General features: G+C 64.6%; 11 protein-coding genes. 4 read left to right on the top strand and 7 right to left on the bottom strand.

Annotated features, from left to right (window positions below):
- Window positions 1–44: 44 nt before the first annotated feature.
- The 3 genes from OHT21_RS18350 (at window position 45) to OHT21_RS18340 (ending at window position 10,078) form a co-directional block, all read left to right on the top strand.
- Window positions 45–3,611: a helicase-related protein gene (locus OHT21_RS18350; RefSeq protein ID WP_328769406.1), complete on the top strand. Its 3,567-nt coding sequence runs from the start codon at window positions 45–47 to the stop codon at window positions 3,609–3,611.
- A gap of 152 nt (window positions 3,612–3,763) precedes the next feature.
- Window positions 3,764–6,571 (top strand): DUF1156 domain-containing protein, encoded by a 2,808-nt coding sequence (locus OHT21_RS18345; protein ID WP_328769405.1) that lies wholly within the window; start codon window positions 3,764–3,766, stop codon window positions 6,569–6,571.
- A 69-nt stretch (window positions 6,572–6,640) separates the two neighbouring features.
- A complete protein-coding gene (locus OHT21_RS18340) occupies window positions 6,641–10,078 on the top strand; it encodes a Swt1 family HEPN domain-containing protein (RefSeq protein ID WP_328769404.1) in 3,438 nt (1,145 codons plus the stop codon).
- Window positions 10,079–10,140: 62 nt separating this feature from the next.
- Here the strand turns inward: OHT21_RS18340 and OHT21_RS18335 are convergent, their stop codons facing one another.
- From OHT21_RS18335 to OHT21_RS18305, 7 genes are all read right to left on the bottom strand, one after another.
- On the bottom strand, window positions 10,141–10,689 hold the full coding sequence (locus OHT21_RS18335) for a DUF1643 domain-containing protein (RefSeq protein WP_328769403.1): 549 nt from the start codon (window positions 10,687–10,689) through the stop codon (window positions 10,141–10,143).
- 75 nt (window positions 10,690–10,764) lie between these two features.
- Complete coding sequence (locus tag OHT21_RS18330; protein ID WP_328769402.1) at window positions 10,765–11,070, bottom strand: hypothetical protein; 306 nt, start codon at window positions 11,068–11,070, stop codon at window positions 10,765–10,767.
- Window positions 11,067–11,252 (bottom strand): hypothetical protein, encoded by a 186-nt coding sequence (locus tag OHT21_RS18325; RefSeq protein ID WP_328769401.1) that lies wholly within the window; start codon window positions 11,250–11,252, stop codon window positions 11,067–11,069. The genes OHT21_RS18330 and OHT21_RS18325 overlap by 4 nt, the downstream gene beginning before the upstream one ends.
- The gene (locus tag OHT21_RS18320; RefSeq protein ID WP_328769400.1) at window positions 11,252–12,298 is read right to left on the bottom strand and encodes a major capsid protein; all 1,047 of its coding nucleotides are present in this window, start codon (window positions 12,296–12,298) and stop codon (window positions 11,252–11,254) included. The genes OHT21_RS18325 and OHT21_RS18320 overlap by 1 nt, the downstream gene beginning before the upstream one ends.
- Before the next feature lie 55 nt (window positions 12,299–12,353).
- Window positions 12,354–12,764, bottom strand: coding sequence for a head decoration protein (locus OHT21_RS18315; protein ID WP_328769399.1), 411 nt, complete (start codon window positions 12,762–12,764; stop codon window positions 12,354–12,356).
- A 129-nt stretch (window positions 12,765–12,893) separates the two neighbouring features.
- The gene (locus OHT21_RS18310) at window positions 12,894–13,589 is read right to left on the bottom strand and encodes a hypothetical protein (RefSeq protein WP_328769398.1); all 696 of its coding nucleotides are present in this window, start codon (window positions 13,587–13,589) and stop codon (window positions 12,894–12,896) included.
- A gap of 82 nt (window positions 13,590–13,671) precedes the next feature.
- A complete protein-coding gene (locus OHT21_RS18305) occupies window positions 13,672–15,297 on the bottom strand; it encodes a hypothetical protein (protein ID WP_328769397.1) in 1,626 nt (541 codons plus the stop codon).
- A gap of 139 nt (window positions 15,298–15,436) precedes the next feature.
- On the opposite strand from OHT21_RS18305, the gene OHT21_RS18300 reads away from it, so the two are divergent.
- Window positions 15,437–16,714, top strand: a complete 1,278-nt coding sequence (locus OHT21_RS18300; RefSeq protein ID WP_328769396.1) for a DUF6236 family protein — start codon at window positions 15,437–15,439, stop codon at window positions 16,712–16,714.
- Window positions 16,715–16,738 lie beyond the last annotated feature (24 nt).

The raw sequence follows: 16,738 nt of genomic DNA, 5'->3' as shown, positions 1-16,738 counted from the left end.
GCTGTATGCCAAGCAACGGGGTCGGCGATGGCAGACCACAGCCTGTGGCCCCGGGCGTCTATCCGGTTGGGGTACGGCTGGAGGAGCTGACTCCGGGCGCGCGCATCAGTGGCTTGACGGCTTCTGGTCCGGCCACCGTGGTACGGGCGGATTGGCGCGGCAGCAGCGCGATGGAGGTCGTCTACCGAGACGAGTCCGGCAGCTTCGGTAGCGTGTTTCTCTATCGAGAGCACGAGGCGAACCTCACCCTCCATGCGCCCGCCGTCCGCACCGGATTCACGGGTTCCCCTGCTGCCTTCCGCCTGGCAGCCGAGGCCCTGCGACTCCGCATGGCGGGGCTCTTCGACCCCATGCTCGCCGTCACCACATCTGACCTCGAGGCGCTGCCTCACCAGATCCGCGCTGTGTACGGAGAACTGCTGCCCCGCACACCGTTGCGCTTCCTGCTCGCGGACGATCCCGGCGCCGGCAAGACCATCATGGCCGGACTGTATGTGAAGGAACTGCTGCTTCGCGGTGATCTGGAACGCTGCCTGATCATCGCACCTGGCTCGCTGGTCGAGCAGTGGCAAGACGAGCTGCTCGACAAGTTCGGCCTGCGGTTTGAACTGCTAACACGTCCCCTCGTCGACTCGACTCCGGACAGCAGCGTCTTCGAGCATCACCCTCGACTCATCGCACGTATGGATCAGCTGTCCCGGTCGGAGGAACTTCTGGAACAACTCCACGACACTGACTGGGACCTGGTGGTCGTGGATGAAGCCCACCGCATGTCCGCCCGCTGGTTCGGCAACAAACTCAATGCGACCCGGAGGTACCAGCTCGGCCAGCTGCTGGGCCGTATCGCCCGCCATCTCCTTTTGATGACCGCGACCCCCCACGCAGGCAAGGAAGACGACTTCCAGCTCTTCCTCGCTCTACTCGACTCCGATCGGTTCGAGGGCAAGTACCGCGAGGGAGTCCACTCGCTCGACACGGGTGGGCTGATGCGCCGCATGGTAAAGGAGGGCCTCCTCACCTTCGAGGGGAAACCGCTCTTTCCCGAACGCCGCGCCTACACCGTGCCGTACGAGCTGTCTCCTGCCGAGCATGAGCTGTACGAAGCCGTCACTCAGTACGTCCGCAACGAAATGAACCGTGCGGACAGGCTCCGGGCAGCTGGCGATGGGCGCCGAGGGAACACCGTCGGCTTCGCCCTCACTGTTCTCCAGCGCCGTCTGGCTTCGAGCCCCGAGGCGATTCTCCGGTCTTTGGAACGGCGCCGCGAACGCCTGGTTCGTCGTCATCGAGACATGCTGGAGGGCCCGATCGGGCGCGGTCGGTCGGAAGATCCTGACCTCACCGGCCGCCTGAGTGCCATGAACGGCGATGGCGATTGGCAAGAGCGTCTTGACGATCTGGACGGCAGAGAACTCGAGGAGCTTGAGGAAGAAGTCCTGGACGCAGCCACCGCAGCCCGAACCGCCGCCGAGCTCACGGTGGAAATCAACCAGCTCGGTGAGCTTGTCCAACTAGCCTCCCGGGTCCGGCTCTCTGGCACTGACCGCAAGTGGAGCGAACTTCGCACCCTGCTGCAGGACCGAGACGAGATCCGCGACCAGGACGGCAATCCTCGCAAGATCATCATCTTCACCGAGCACCGGGACACCCTCCACTATCTCGTTGAGCGCATCCGGAGCCTCCTTGGCCAGAACGAAGCGGTCCAGCTGATCCACGGCGGCGTACGACGGGAGGAGCGACGCCGCGTCCAGGAGCTGTTTACCCAGGAGCGCGACGTCCGTGTCCTCGTGGCCACCGACGCAGCAGGCGAAGGTCTCAACCTCCAGCGCGCCCATCTGATGGTCAACTATGACCTTCCGTGGAACCCGAACCGGATCGAGCAGCGCTTCGGCCGCATCCATCGGATCGGCCAGACCGAGGTGTGCCACCTGTGGAATCTCGTCGCCGCCGACACTCGTGAGGGCGCCGTCTTTCAGCGCCTCCTGGACAAGATCGAACACCAGCGCCGGGCCTACCGTGGCCAGGTCTTCGACGTGCTCGGCGAAGCCTTCGAGGAACAGCCACTGCACCGCCTCCTCATGGAAGCCGTCCGCTACGGCGATCAGCCAGAGGTCCGCGCCCGCTTGGATCAGGTCATCGATCACACAGTCGGCGAAGGGCTCGATGAGCTGCTGGCCGAGCGAGCCCTTCACAGTGACCTGCTGGGTGAAACCGAAGTAGCCGAGACCCGGCTACGTCTGGAAGAAGCCCGTGCCCGGCGACTCCAACCCCACTACGTCGAGGCATTCTTCCGCGCTGCCTTCACGGAGCTCGGCGGACGGCTGGCAAAACGGGAAGCCGGCCGCTTCGAGATCACGAACGTCCCAGCAGTGCTGTTGAACCGCTCGCCGAACCATGGACTCGCGGCCCCCGTGCTGCGGCGGTACGAACGAATCGTCTTCGACCGGGATCTGATACGCAGACGAGGCCGCGCAGAGGCGGCCTTGCTCGCGCCGGGGCACCCGCTGATGGACGCGGTCGTCGATGTCACGGTCGAGCGACACGCTGCTGTACTCAAAGCGGGAAGCGTCCTCATCGACCGCACCGACACTGGCCAGACGCCACGCCTTCTCGTCGCCCTAACTCAGGAGATCACCGACGGCCGCCCCCGGCCGAGAGTCGTCAGCAAGCGCTTCGACTTCGTCGAGCTCACCTCCGACGGCTCGACGGTCCCGGCTGGCCCTGCCCCCTACCTGGACTATGACCCCCCGGCGGCAGAGGAAGCGGATCCGGTTGCCGAAGAAGCTGCCCGGTTCGCTGCACAGTCGTGGCTGGCCGACGGGCTGGAGGAGACGGCCATCGCTTGGGCCGCTGACCACGCCGTCCACGAGCACCTCCAGTCTGTACGGGGCCGGATCTTGCCCGAGATCCAGCGCACCCGTGAACAGGTAAGGCAGCGCCTTACCCAGGAGATCGACTTCTGGTACGCCCGCCATCTCGAGCTCCTCGACGCACAGAGTCAGGGGCGCAAGTTGAAGCTGCGCCCCGAGACCGCACTGCGCCGCGCGAGCGATCTGGAAGAGCGTTTGAAGCGGCGGCTGCTCGAGTTGGACCTTGACGAACGCCTTCTGCCGCGTCCGCCCCATGTTGCAGGCGGGGCGCTCGTGCTGCCGCAAGGACTCGTCGACCGCTTGCTCGGTCGGCCCGTGGACTCGGCAGAGATCACTGCCGTCACGCGTGATACAGCTGCTGTTGAGCGCCGGGCCATCATGACGGTGATCGAAGCGGAGCAACGGCTTGGCCGTCAGCCCGAGGAGATGCCGCCGAACAACAAGGGATTCGACCTCCGATCCTGGACTGCGGATGGGAAGGGTGTGGTCCACCTGGAGGTCAAGGGCCGGATCGCCGGAGCCGACGACTTCACGATCACCCGCAACGAGGTCCTGCACGCCAAGAATGTCGGCGATCAGTACCGCCTCGCTCTGGTCTCGGTCTCCCCCGATGGACCGGAGCACGACGATGTGCGGTATTTGACCCGCCCCTTCCGGGAGACGAGCACGGACGACTTCAACGTGACCAAGTTCGTCTTCCACTGGAAGCGCATGTGGGAGCAGGGGACACACCCTCATTGATCTGCGTCACGGCTGGGGAAGAAGCGAGGTAAGTCGAAGGTGGGACGCTTGTCAGCAGTACAGGCCATACTGGACGACTGAGCTGATCCTTCCGCGAAGCGATTCCAGCCGCCCCGCACCGCCCGCTTAGCCCGAAGAGAAGAGCGCCCTGCATGACGACCACACCCAAGCGCAAACTGATCGAGGTTGCGCTGCCGCTGGAAGTGATCAATCGCGAATCCGCGCGAGAGAAATCCATCCGGCACGGGCACCCGTCTACGCTCCACCTGTGGTGGGCTCGCCGTCCGCTCGCTGCGTGCCGCGCCGTGCTCTTCGCTCAGCTCGTAGACGATCCTTCCTCACACCCCGACAAGTTCCCGTCAGAAGAAGCAGTTGCCGCCGAGCGGCAACGACTGTTCCGCCTCATTGAGCGCCTTGTCGTCTGGGAGAACACGACAGACCAGGCACTGCTGCGCCTAGCCCATGAGGAGATCCTCAAGTCCACGGATGGCAACCCACCGCCGATTCTTGATCCCTTCGCGGGTGGCGGCTCGATCCCGCTGGAAGCCCAGCGGCTGGGCCTGGAAGCTCACGCATCAGACCTCAATCCGGTGCCAGTACTGATCAACAAGGCCCTGATTGAGATTCCCTCAAAGTGGGCTGACCAGCCGCCCGTGTTTCCTGGCGCTGCCGAGGAAAAGCTGAGCAAGGACAGTCGAGCCGAGGGAATGTGGCCGAAGGCCACGGGTCTGTCAGAGGACGTGCGTCGCTACGGCAGGTGGATGTGCAGCGAAGCACAGAAACGGATCGGTCACCTCTACCCGAAAGCCAAGCTTGAGGATGGAGGCGAAGCCAACGTCATCGCCTGGATCTGGGCGAGGACCGTCCGATGCCCGAACCCTGCGTGTGGCATTCAGATGCCATTGGTCAAGTCCTGGTGGCTAGGAAAGAAGAGGGACAAGGAGGCGTACGTCGTCCCTCGAGTCGAAGATGGGCGTGTCACTTTCATGATTAGTCACGACCTCAAGCTGGCCCCTAAGAAAGGCACAGATGGCACTGTGCAGCGTACGGGTGCAGTGTGCACTGGTTGCGGAGATACTGCGCCGTTGGCGTATGTGCGCGAGGAGGGGAAAGCCGGTCGGATCGGCCAGCGACTAATGGCGATCGCTGCAGAAGGGAAGAGGCGACGAATCTATCTCCCTCCAGATGACGAACACGAGCAAGCGGCCAGGATCCCACGACCAGCCGATTTTCCAGATACGGACATCCCTCACAATCCGCGCTATTTGACTACTCCGAACTACGGAATGACACATCACGCCGACCTATTCACCAATCGCCAGCTAACTGCGCTCACGACTTTTAGCATCCTGGTCCGTGAAGCCCGCGAACGAGTGCTCAAGGATGCAATCTCAGCCGGGCTTCTCCCTGGGGATGGGCTCGAGGATGGAGGGGATGGCGCTGAAGCGTACGCCGATGCCATTGCTATCTACTTGGCTGCAGCCACAGTGCGCATTACGGATCGGCATTCTTCCGTATCAACGTGGGACTCCAGCGCCTCGAAAGAACAAGTACGCGGGGTCTTCTCGCGCCAGGCTCTTGCAATGGCCTGGGATTTCGCTGAGGGGAATTTTTTCAGCAATTCGTCCGGAAATATTGCTGAGAGCTTTGAATGGGTTGGCCGAGTGCTCGACGCACTGCCAGCCGGCCATGGATCGGTCCGACAGGCAAACGCCTCCACACGCGACTATTCTGGTGTCCTCGTATCCACCGACCCCCCGTACTATGACAATGTCGGATATGCAGATCTGTCGGACTTTTTCTATATCTGGCTGAGGCGATCACTATATCCGTTCTTCCCGAGGCTCGCCAGCACACTCCTCACGCCTAAGTTTGACGAGCTGGTAGCCGATCCGTTCAGGCATGAAAATCCGGCGGAAGCGGAAGATTTTTTCGAGGATGGATTCCGTCAGGTATTCTCCCAGATCCGCGCGGGCGGCCCACGAGACCTTCCAACAACTGTATTTTATGCATTTAAGCAGTCCGAGTCAGACGACTCGGGAAAGGCGTCTACTGGCTGGGAAACATTGCTCGAGGGCATGCTCTGGGCTGGCTGGTCTGTCACAGGGACTTGGCCGATGCGGACGGAACTCGGAAATCGAATGAGGAATGTTGGGAGTAATGCCCTAGCCTCGTCAATTGTCCTGGCCTGCCGCCCCCGTCCGGAGACTGCCGACACGATCACTCGGCGGGCATTCCTTGCGGCCCTCAAAGAGGAGATGCCCCAGAAGCTCAGCGAACTACAGCAAGGCGCCATTGCCCCGGTCGACCTTGCGCAGGCCGCCATCGGGCCCGGCATGGCCGTCTTCTCTCGCTATGCACAGGTACTCGAATCCGATGGCCAACCCATGCGTGTACGTACTGCACTCACGCTGATCAATCAGATCCTGGACGAAGTTCTGTCCGAGCAAGAAGGCGACTTCGATTCAGACACTCGATTTTGCGTTCAGTGGTTCAAAAACTTCGGCTGGGGCGAGGGTTCCTTCGGCGACGCCGACAACCTTGCGCGAGGACGCAACACCTCTGTCGAGGGAGTTCAGCGCGGCGGCATCTTCCGAGCCGTCGCTGGCAAGGCAAAATTGCTTCCTTTCTCTGAGTTGCCCTCCGATTGGCACCCGGAGGCGAACGAGCGCATCAGCCTTTGGGAGGTGGTCCTTCACCTCGCCAAGGCGCTGGACGAGGAAGGGGGCGACACAGCGGCCAAGCTCATGACCACGGCCCGCACGCGCGTCGACATGGACGTCGCCCAGGAACTGGCATACCTGCTCTTCGCGATCTGCGAGAAGCGTGGTCTGGTCCAGGACGCGATCCTCTTCAACGGACTTGGACAGTCCTGGTCGGACCTGACGGCCACTGCGCGAAAGCAGGCACCCTTGGCACACGCGCCCGTCCAGGATGGGTTCACATTCGACGAGGAATAACTGCCGTGGCCGCGTAGCCACCCATAGACACCATCACCAAGACGATGAAGACGGGGACGAGGACAGACGATGGCAACCAGCAACCGTGACCGTGTCAATCGCGGATTCGAACTGTTGGCACAGGGACTGGAACCCTTCGTCAACGAGATCATGACGGCTGCGACACCCGAGGGAGCCGATTGGCTCAAGGTTCTCGAGGCTCGCGACAATCAGAAATTCGGGACGAATCGGGTCTATTCGAAGTCCGACCCGGCCGTGCTCCTCAAGGTGATCACCGAGGAGTGGCGGGCCGGATTCAAGGACAGGCTCTCCCGCGGTGAGCAGTCCATTGCCTCCCTCCTGCGAGACCATCGCAATAAGTGGGCGCACAACGAGCGTTACAGCCCCGAGGATGCTGCCCACGTCCTGGACCTGATTGAGCGATTGCTGACCGCTGCCGGTGACACCGATCGGGCGGCCGCTGCCCGCAAGGAGAAGCAGAACCTTATACGGGCCATGTACGAGACCGAGACCCGCGAGGCAGTGAAGGAGTCGGCCCGCGCAGCGGTGGGCGTTCCTGGAATGGTCAAGGGCCAGAGCATCAAGCCTTGGCGCGAAGTGGTGCGCCCGCACCGAGACGTAGCATCCGGCAATTACGCATCTGCAGAATTTGCCGCCGACCTGGATGGGGTGAAGCGCAACGAGGGGGGCGAAGAGTACACCGATCCCGTCCGCTTCTTTGAACGCACCTACCTTACGGCGGGCCTGCGTGACCTGCTTACCCGGGCGGCTAATCGCCTTTCCGGAAACTCCAACGCCAGCCCTGTCATCAATCTCCAGACCAACTTCGGTGGCGGCAAGACCCACTCTATGTTGGCGCTGTACCACCTTGCGTCCGGGACCCCTCTCGCTGACTTCCCACAGGAACTCCATGATCTGATCGCAGACTCCGATGTCGCCTGGGATTCCGTGGGCCCGGTGAAGCGAGTTACGCTCGTCGGCAATCGGTTCAGCGCCGCCAAGGGACACACCAAGGACGACGGCACTCACGTCAACACCCTCTGGGGCGAGTTGGCCTGGCAGCTTGGCGGGCGGGAAGCCTACGACCGGATTGCGGAGGATGACGAAGCCGGCACCAACCCCGGCCGGGCCTTGCAGGAACTGATCGCCGACTACGGTCCCTGCCTCATCCTGATCGACGAATGGGTCGCCTACGCCCGTGAGTTGTATGGAAGGGATGACCTTCCCGCTGGTACCTTCGACAGCCAGTTCACATTCGCCCAGACCCTGACCGAATCAGTTAAGGCTGTACCCGGCGCACTGCTGGTCGTCTCCATTCCGGCGTCTCATAAGGCAGACGGCAGCGACACCGATTCGACCGGAGCCAGCGATCTGGAGACAGGCGGTCTGCACGGCCAAGCGGCCCTCAAACGACTGCGGAATGTCGTCGGGCGCGTGGCCGACCCCTGGCAGCCTGCCACTGCCCGGGAATCCTTCGAGATCGTCCGGCGTCGGCTCTTCGAAGAGACCGACGCCGACGGCAAGGCTGAAATCGCCGCCGTGGCACGGCAGTTTGTCGACTTCTACCGTTCGAAGCATGGCGAGTTCCCTCGCGAATGCTCCGAGCCGGCCTACGAAGACCGGATCAAGGCCGCCTACCCGATACACCCCGAGCTCTTCGACCGCCTCTACAAAGACTGGTCGACCCTGGAGCGGTTCCAGCGCACCCGAGGTGTGCTGCGCATGATGAGCACCGTCGTCCATGCTCTGTGGGAGGCGAACGATCCTGGACCGCTCATCATGCCGGGTTCGATTCCTCTCCAGAATGCAAAGGTCGTTAGTGAGCTCAATCAGTACCTCGACGATGAGTGGAAGGTCATCATCTCCACTGACGTCGACGGAGAGAGTTCCGTGCCCGTCAGGATCGACGAGGAGCGCACTACCTTTGGCCAGCGGCGCCTCACCCGCCGTCTCGCCCGCACTGTGTATTTCGGCTCCGCGCCCACGCTGCGAAGCGATCACAAAGGAATCGACCGACAATACGTATGGCTAGGCACAGCTGTACCGGGCGACACCATCGGGAACTTTGGCTCTGCACTGGACTTGCTTAGTCAGCGCACCACGTTCTTCTATCCGGAGAGTGGGCGCTATTACTACAGCACCCAGGCGTCGATCACCCGCCACGTTCAGGACCATGCCGAAGCCCTGCGCGAGCGCCCCGAAGAAGTGTGGGCAGAGATCGCCGATCGCCTTAACCGCAAACAGAGGCAACCATCAGGAGACTTCGCGCGCGTCCATACCGCTCCAGAAGGCAGCATCGACGTACCGGATCTCGAAGAAGCCCGCCTAGTCCTCCTACACCCGAAGTTCTTCCACACTAAGGGGCAGAAGGACACCAAGGCGCTGGACTTCATCAAGAAATGCCTCAGGCAACGCGGCACTGCCACGCGTGTGAATGTGAACCAGCTGGCGTTCCTCGCTCCTGACGAGCGGCGCCTCCAGGAACTCGACGACGCCGTGCGCGACTACCTCGCTTGGAAGGATGCATACGCGCAGCGCGGAGAAGCTGGTCTGAACCTCACTGCGCAGCAGGCCAGTTTGGCCGAGAGTCGATGTGCTCAAGCGGATGAGACAGTCAATCTCCGGATCTCGGGGACGTACACCTGGCTGATCGTGCCGGAGCAGCCCCGTGGTGACAAGGAGTATGTGCTCAGCCCGATCCGCTGCGAGGGCAGTGAGGACCGGCTCGCCGTGCGAGCCTCCAAAGTATTGGTCCGCGAAGGGCTGTTCACCACGGTCTTCGGCGCTCCCAACCTCCGCCGGGATCTGGACTCACACTTGCGGGCAGTCTGGGAGCCCGGGCACATTTCGCTTGGCGCGCTCTGGGGCTACTACCGCAAGCACCCATATCTGATGCGCCTTCGGGATAGGTCTGTGCTCGACCAGTGCGTCTTGTCCGTGCTGTCAGAGGGAATCACCTGGGAGGCGGAGGGCTTTGCTCTCGCCGAGGGGTACGACGAGTCCAACGGCACCTACGTCGGCCTTTCCCTCCCCATGCAGGATTCCTTCGGCATGCCCACCGATGCCACGCTGCTGGTCACACCTGAACGGGCAAACGAACAGCGGCAACGCGACCTAGCCGAAGCCTCCCGTAGGGCAGCAGCTCGGGGAGCCGCCACACAAGCGGCCAGTGAGTCTGGCTCGGATAACGCCGGTACTTCCAGTGAAGTAGGCCCCGCCGAAATCTCCACGCCGCCAGCGACCCCGACGCCCCCAGAAGAGGAGCTAACTCGCAACGTCCGGTTCTTCGGCTCATATCCGGTGGATGCGGAGCGAAGCGGCCGTGACTTCGCGAAATTCGTCGAGGAGATCCTGCCGCACCTGCGATCCGTCCCCGGCGCAGAGGTACGGATCCGGCTGGAGATAGAGGCATATAGCAAGGACGGCTACCCGGACGACAAGGTCCGTGTCGTCACCGAGAACGCGCGCACGTTGAAGTTCGAGCAGTACGGCTTCGAAGACGAGTAGGCGCCCAAGGTGCTCGGTTGCCGTCGGTCCCAGACCGGCGGCAACCAAGCACACGGTTCTCGTCAGTCACCAGACCGGCGATTCGATCCTTGCGGAAGGGCCCTCGATTCATGGCTGGTCAGCACCTTGGCCAGCCGCTCTTCGAATGAGCTTCCCTCGACACGTCTCTTCTCCGGGCCGACGAACTGGCGCCATCTCGACGGATGCCTCGGTGTGCCGGCGACCATCCAGACCTCCGATACCCCGCAGCTGCCCACGTGCGCTCGCACCCACTCGGCCTGTTCCTTAAGGAGACTGCCCGCGGCGCCAGCGATCTTCCCGGTGCCCCAGGCAAACAGGATCTCATCGGCCCCGTGAATCGCCGCTGACAGCTGCTGACGGGACCTGGCAAGGTCCTGCTCAGTCACGGTGAAGCTGGCCAGCTGTCTCTGGTCCTTGGACGGTAGATCGATCAGATTGGTCAGTCTTAATTCGGTGCAGCCGGTTAGTGGTAGCGCGGCGAGGAGATTGCGGTGCGAGATCGTGTCCACTGCGGGGCGCAGGGGTGGATTGAGCAAGACCGCACACAGCACCCGCCGGACGACTCCGGATACAGCGACCGGGGCGTTCATGGCACCTCTATCGGACAGACTTCAGCCGGACGAACCGCCGACTCCGGATGCTACGACGCCCACGAACTGCGAAGGTCAGCGAGTTCTGCAGCGCCGCAGCTTAACGGGCTTCATACAGTCGTCTCCCTCCGTGGCCACCTTCTCCAAGGTCGTGATCTGGCGTTCAAGCGCTTTGACGTTCTCAGCATTGTTCACCGTGGCGACGCCTTGGACCGTGACATTGAGGGGATCAGCCACCAGAGCCGCCTTTCGCTCGCGGAGCACCTCGAGCACGGCGGCGCTGAGGCTGCCGAGCCGCCGGTGGCGGGCATCCAAATCGGTGCGGTCGGCTTCGCCGAGTTCGGAGCGAAGGTAGGCGTATTCGGCGTCGGTGAGGCTCACGCCGCTTCCGCCTTTCCGCGGCGGGACTGTCGAGGCGGCTCCGGTGCCCAGGCGTCCGGGTGGGTGATCTGCTCGGTGATCGCTGGATCGCTGACCTCTGAACCGGGCTGGAGGAGCAGCGTCTCGTGGGTCTTCGGGTCGGTGACGAAGACCGCGGTGGCGAGGGTGCGGGCGGCTGGCATCACAGGACCTTCGCGGTGATGTGGATGTCGGGGACGTACATGACCGGCATCGCGACCGCGGCGCCCTTCGTCCAGACCTGGACCGGGTCGTCCTGGTAGTCGGCGGTGATGACGATGCCGGGGGCGTCCTGGCGGGTGATGGCCGGCTTGGTGCCGGAGGAGAGGACCAGGGACTCGGCGGTGATGCCGTACTGGGTTTCCGCCCAGGACTCGGGGTTGGGTGGGAGGAGGATCCAGCGGTCCTCCGGGATGACCCGCTGATAGGCGTCGTCGACGGAGATCTGGACGTCGTAGACCGTGATGGGCGGGAGGTTGTAGCGGGCGCGGACGACCTCGACCTCGTTGGGGGCGAGGACCGCGGTGGGGGTGGTGGAGCCGTTGACGCTGCCGTAGTACGCGGCGCGGTAGGCGTTGTTCGCGGCCAGGGTGGCGCGGGCTTTGTAGGAGGTGAGGACGCGGGCCGGGAGTGGGGCGCCGATGGAGCGGAGGTATTCAATCCAGCGGAGTTCGTCGGCGATCGGGTCGCTGGTGGGGGCGGACCAAGGCTTCGCGGCAGTGGGCATGTTGGCGGGCGGGACGCCGAAGTCGGCTTCCAGAGTGAGGCCGTTCTCGCCGTTCAGGCTGAACTTGCCGTCCACCAGGAGGTCGCCGGCGGCCAGCTCCATGCGGTTGTGGATGGACTCGACGTGGCGCTCGATGTCGTCGTAGAGCAGCTCGATGAACTCGGAGGCGTCGGCGCCGCGGGCGGTGTCGAGGAGGATCTGCTCCAGTTCGCCGACGATGAGCTTCTGGCCGAGGGGCGGCAGCATGCCCTCGGTGATGATCTTCTCGGCCTGGCGGCGGGCGACGGCGGTCTGGGCGTCGTACGCGCGGAACTTGGCAGCGTTCACGCGGCGCTTGCTGCTCTTGATGCGGAACTTGACGGAGTTCAGGCGGCGTTCGGGGATGACCGTGCGGGTCAGTTCGAAGTCGGCGGGGGTCGTGATGGTGCGGGCGAAGACGTTGAGGTCGGCTGCGTCGATGTCGCGCAGCAGGGTTTCGAGCATGGGGGTGGGGCTCCTTGAGCGGATCTGCGGTCGGCGAATGGCGATTGGCAGCGGGTCAGATGAAGTGGAGCTGCGCGGTCGAAGCGGTGATGGTTGAGACGTCGAGGCCGCCTGGGATGTGGGCGGCGGCGATTACGCCGTGCCAGAACAGGGCCGCGCCGGCGCGGGGGCTGCCGGGGGTGAAGGGCACGTCGGCGAGGAGTACGCCGGTGAAGGTGGCGCGGCCGTCGGTGGCGGCCGGGTCCCAGGGGCCGTACAAGCCGGTGGTGGTGACGCGGCCGAGGGGGATGCCGGCCTGCATGACGTTGCGGGGCTGTTTCAGGGCGGGGGGTGTGTAGTGGGTGCCCTGCTTGAACAGGGCCGTGTCGAGGGTGATGGTGAGTGGGGTATCGAGGCCGTGGGTTGACGCCAGCCAGGGGCGGTCGGCGGTGGCGGACTCTGAGTAGGTGATCGGCTGGAGGTCCATGCCGGGTGTCGGGTTCCTTCGGGCAGGCCGTGTTGGCGGCGAGTCCGTACGGTCACCGGGTGGTGCCGTCGTCCGCGGAGGGGCGGCTGTACCGATCGGGCGCGGTCCCGTGGTGCCTGCAGTTCAGGGTCAGGGGTTCTTCAGGTGACCCCGGCGTCGGGCGATCTCCAGTCCGAACTGGCCCGGTTGGGGTGGCGTGCCGCCGGAGCGTCCCGGAACGTTGGACGGGCTGCCGGAAGGCGGGGGCGCCGGGGCCTGGGGGACGCGGGCGCCGAAGAGTTCGGGGCGGCGTTGCTTCAGATCCTCGGCTGCCTGGGTCAGGGTGGCGTTGTCGGCGTCCGGTTCGAGTTCGCGTGCGAGTAGTACGACGGCGTCCTCCAGCTCCGTACCGGTGGCTCCCAGGCCGACCAGCACGGCTCGGCGCGCTGCCTCCCTCTCGCGCGCTGTGGCTGCCGATTCGCGTTCCTGGGCTTGCCGTTCGCGTTCGGCTGCGGCTTGTTCGCGGCGCTCCACTTCGGAGAGGCGCGCCTGTTCGGCGGCCTTCTGCTGTTGTTCGGCCTGGCGCTGGCTTTCGACGTACTCCGTCAGGGCCTTCGCGGACTCGAAGCCGAGCTGGCCGAGCAGGTCACGTACGCCTGCGCGGCGGCCCTGGTCCTTCTCGCGGGCGAAGCGGCGGGACAGTTCGTCCTGGGGGATGGTGACCATTGCAGAGACTGGCTGCTCGGTCGCCGCCTGGGCTTCCGGCCCGGTACCGGGGTCGTCGGAGGAGGCTCCGGGGTTCGGCGGGATCGGGTGGCCGTCGTGGCCCTGCGTTCGTACGGTCATGGGCTACTCCTCGCCCAGACGCCCCCGCGTCGGCGCGGAGCTTAACCCGTAGCGGCTGTCCGTGGCTGGCGGGTGTGCCCGTTCAGGCGGCTGGCTTGTTGCCTGCTTCCTTGTCCTTCGCGCTGTCGGCGTCCCGCCGGTCCTGTGCGGATGGAGTGGCCCGCGCCTGGATGCGTTCCACCTCAAGGGAGGCGTCCTCAATGGGGAAGCCGGCGTCCACCAGCAGTCGTACTCCGGTCTCCAGCGAGAGAACCCCTGCCTGCACCCCGCGAGCAACCAGTTCCAGCGCGGCGGCCAGATCGGTGGGCAGGTAGGCACCGAAGGCGATCGTGGCCTGGGGATTGTCGCCGGGAGGCAGTACGCCGCCGAGTTGGTAGAGGCGCTGGACCATCTTCAGCAATAGTGGGTACTTCGCTTCCCGGGCCAGCCGCATGGAACGGACCATGGCGTCGAGCGGGCCGAAGCTGAGCTGCAGCGCGTACCCGGACGGCACCTCCGATGGGCGGACCGTACCGAGCACGCTGCCCGGCAGTCTGGTGACTACCGAGAGGCGGTCACGCAACGTCTCTACGTACGCGCGGAGTTCGGCGAGCTGTGCCGAGGTGTCGACCGTGCTGAGCTGGCCGGTGTCGCCGAGCGGCCAGACCATGCCCGGCTCCACTTGGACCGGGAGCGGCTGACCGGTCTTCCGGTCGACGGGCAGCCGCGCCCCGGACAGGCCGGTGATCGGTGAGCCGGTGGTCGCCGAGGCGCGCTGGCTGTCGGTGTCGGCCGCGGCGAGGTCGTCGAGTAGTTGCGCGGCGGACAGGAGGCTGGACTGGCCGTAGTGCTCGGCGCCGTTGATCGTGTTCGGGACGTGGATGACCGGGATGAAGTCCAGTTGGAGGTCGAGGCGGTTGAGGAGCTCGCCGTCGGCGTTGGTGCGGAAGCGGGCGCGGGACAGGGACAGGGCGTCGATGTCGCCGGTCTGGTCGAGCTGGTCCAGGTCCCATTCGGCGTCGGTGAGGTAGCAGGTGACGGTGCTCGGCTCGTTCGACCATGGGTACGTACGCCACGCGCCGGCATCGTCGATGGGGGCCAGCTCGTACGTCACCCGGCGCAGGGTTCCCTTCCGGCCGGTGGCCGGGTCACTCGGCACCTCCCACGCCAGATGGACGCGCTCGGGATACTCGTCGGCGTCGAGTGCTCCGTCCGGGAGGACGGGGAAGTAGAAGCCGGGGTCGATCGTCTTCAGTAGGGGGCGGGCCTTCGCCCGGGACCAGGCGAGCAGGTAGACGGTGTCACCGAGCAGTACGGCGGTGCGCTCGGCGTGCTGCATCCGCATCCGTAACTGCTCGGCCTGCGCCCACTGCCTCAGCAGTCTCTCCCGCTGCTGGACGGTGGGGTCTTCTTCGGCGCCGTCGACCACGATCTGCTGGGTCTCGCCCAACAGATGGCTGAGCGTCTGGTCGACGATCAGGGAGGCGTCACCATATTCGCGTCGGTCGTCGCCGTCCTCGCCGAGCAGGGTGGCGGCCTGATTGCTGTCGTACGCCGCGAGCAGCGTGTAGGCGGCCAGTCGGCGACGATCCGCCTCAGGGATCCAGCTCGCTCCGGCGTGACCGGGCAGGCGCCCGGACCGGCCTTCGGCTGCCAGCCGGAATGCCGGTTTGTACGACAGGGCACCCCAGGCATCGATGATCAGGTTGCGCCAGCGACTCACGGTCATCTCCCGTTCCAGGTGACGAGGGCGGCGCAGTCTAAAGACTCAAACTCCGGGGAGGCGGCGCGAGATGACTCACGCGCCGTCTGCACGGGTGGGATGCTGGTGGTCTCGATCACGATCGTCCAGGGGAGGGATCAGATTCGTGCAGCGCATCGGCCTGTACTACCCGTACATCCACTGTCGTGACGAACAGTGGCTCAAGCTGACTGCCCTGTACTGGCCGCACCTGGCCCGGGTCGTCCCGAATGGCTATCCGGTCGCCGACTCCGACACCGCCGCGGCCCTCAACGACGACCTCGACTTCATGATCACCACTCGGCCGGATGCTGCGGCCAAGGCGATCGCGCCGCTGTTCCTGGAACTGCTTCGGGAACATGGGGCTGAACTCGAAGCTGAACATGGTGTTCGGCAGGCAGCCCAGGCCAGCCAGTTCAGCGTCACCGCTGAGCCCGGCCCCTCGTGGGAGCCTGGGGAGACCATCGGGGTTCTGCCGCGGAACAGCCTCGCCGGACTCCACGAAGACGAGGTCGCGCCCGAGCTGAAGGGCGCTCTCATCGACTCCGGCCTTGCCCTGAGCACCGAGCGAAGCAGGTTCGCGCAGCAGTCGTTCACCCAGCGGTCTTGGGGTAATGCAGCATTCGCCCAGTACTCCTTGGCCCATGCAGCACCCGAGGTCAGGTGGGTCGCCATGCGACCCAGCCTCGCCTGGATCTACAAGTGCGTCCTGACGGAGGAGCTGGCCCGACGCAGCCGCTACATCCCGCTCACCGACCAGCCCGCCTCCCATGGCGTCTATGGCTGGGACTCCGATCGTCTTGCTCAGGCCCTGCTGAATCCGCTCCGGTCTGTGCCGACTGCGGAAGAGGACCTCACAGAAGCGATCGGTCTGATGTCGGTACGTCTCGTGGTGCCGGACAACCTCGACGCCGTGCCCGTGGAGAAGATCATCCAGCTCCGCAAGCGGCACAGAGCCGAGTTCGAAGCCTTCGCTAACGCGGTGAACACTGCGGCTGCAGATTTCCGTGACTCCTTCGGAGCCATCGAGGATCGCGACGCCCGCCAGAAGTACCTGAGCCTCAAGGTCGCCGAGACCTTCGAGACGCCACTGGAGGAACTCCGAAAGGCCATGCGCGGGCTGAAGATGAACACGGCCTTCAGCGCCATGAGCTCGAAGTTCGAGCTGGGCACCGCGGCCACCGTAGCTATCGGCAGCATCCCGGCCGGTCAGCCGCTCGTGACGGCAGGCGCGGTTGCTCTCGGCCTGACCACGCTCCGTCGCAATGCCGCCCAGGCGCGAGAGGCCCAGATGCGTACGACACCTGGCGCGTATCTGCTCCGGGCTGAGCGCGATCTTCAGCCACAGGAACTCCATCAGCGCGTAATGCGCGGTATCGGCAAATTTGTTGGGTTTTCTCCGTGAAGGTGGTCGTCGGGCAGAAATTTT

It is taken from the genome of Streptomyces sp. NBC_00286 (assembly GCF_036173125.1).
Taxonomy (GTDB): domain Bacteria; phylum Actinomycetota; class Actinomycetes; order Streptomycetales; family Streptomycetaceae; genus Streptomyces.
Note: the sequence above shows the minus strand (reverse complement) of the source record. Positions and strands in the feature narration are given on the sequence as shown.

What these genes read in the sequence shown, in the direction of transcription:
- OHT21_RS18340 (WP_328769404.1), top strand. Translation starts at nt 6,641, where the DNA reads ATGGCAACCAGCAACCGTGACCGTGTCAATCGCGGATTCGAACTGTTG.
- OHT21_RS18310 (WP_328769398.1), bottom strand. Translation starts at nt 13,589, where the DNA reads ATGACCGTACGAACGCAGGGCCACGACGGCCACCCGATCCCGCCGAAC.
- OHT21_RS18305 (WP_328769397.1), bottom strand. Translation starts at nt 15,297, where the DNA reads ATGACCGTGAGTCGCTGGCGCAACCTGATCATCGATGCCTGGGGTGCC.
- OHT21_RS18315 (WP_328769399.1), bottom strand. Translation starts at nt 12,764, where the DNA reads ATGGACCTCCAGCCGATCACCTACTCAGAGTCCGCCACCGCCGACCGC.
- OHT21_RS18320 (WP_328769400.1), bottom strand. Translation starts at nt 12,298, where the DNA reads ATGCTCGAAACCCTGCTGCGCGACATCGACGCAGCCGACCTCAACGTC.
- OHT21_RS18335 (WP_328769403.1), bottom strand. Translation starts at nt 10,689, where the DNA reads ATGAACGCCCCGGTCGCTGTATCCGGAGTCGTCCGGCGGGTGCTGTGT.
- OHT21_RS18325 (WP_328769401.1), bottom strand. Translation starts at nt 11,252, where the DNA reads ATGCCAGCCGCCCGCACCCTCGCCACCGCGGTCTTCGTCACCGACCCG.
- OHT21_RS18345 (WP_328769405.1), top strand. Translation starts at nt 3,764, where the DNA reads ATGACGACCACACCCAAGCGCAAACTGATCGAGGTTGCGCTGCCGCTG.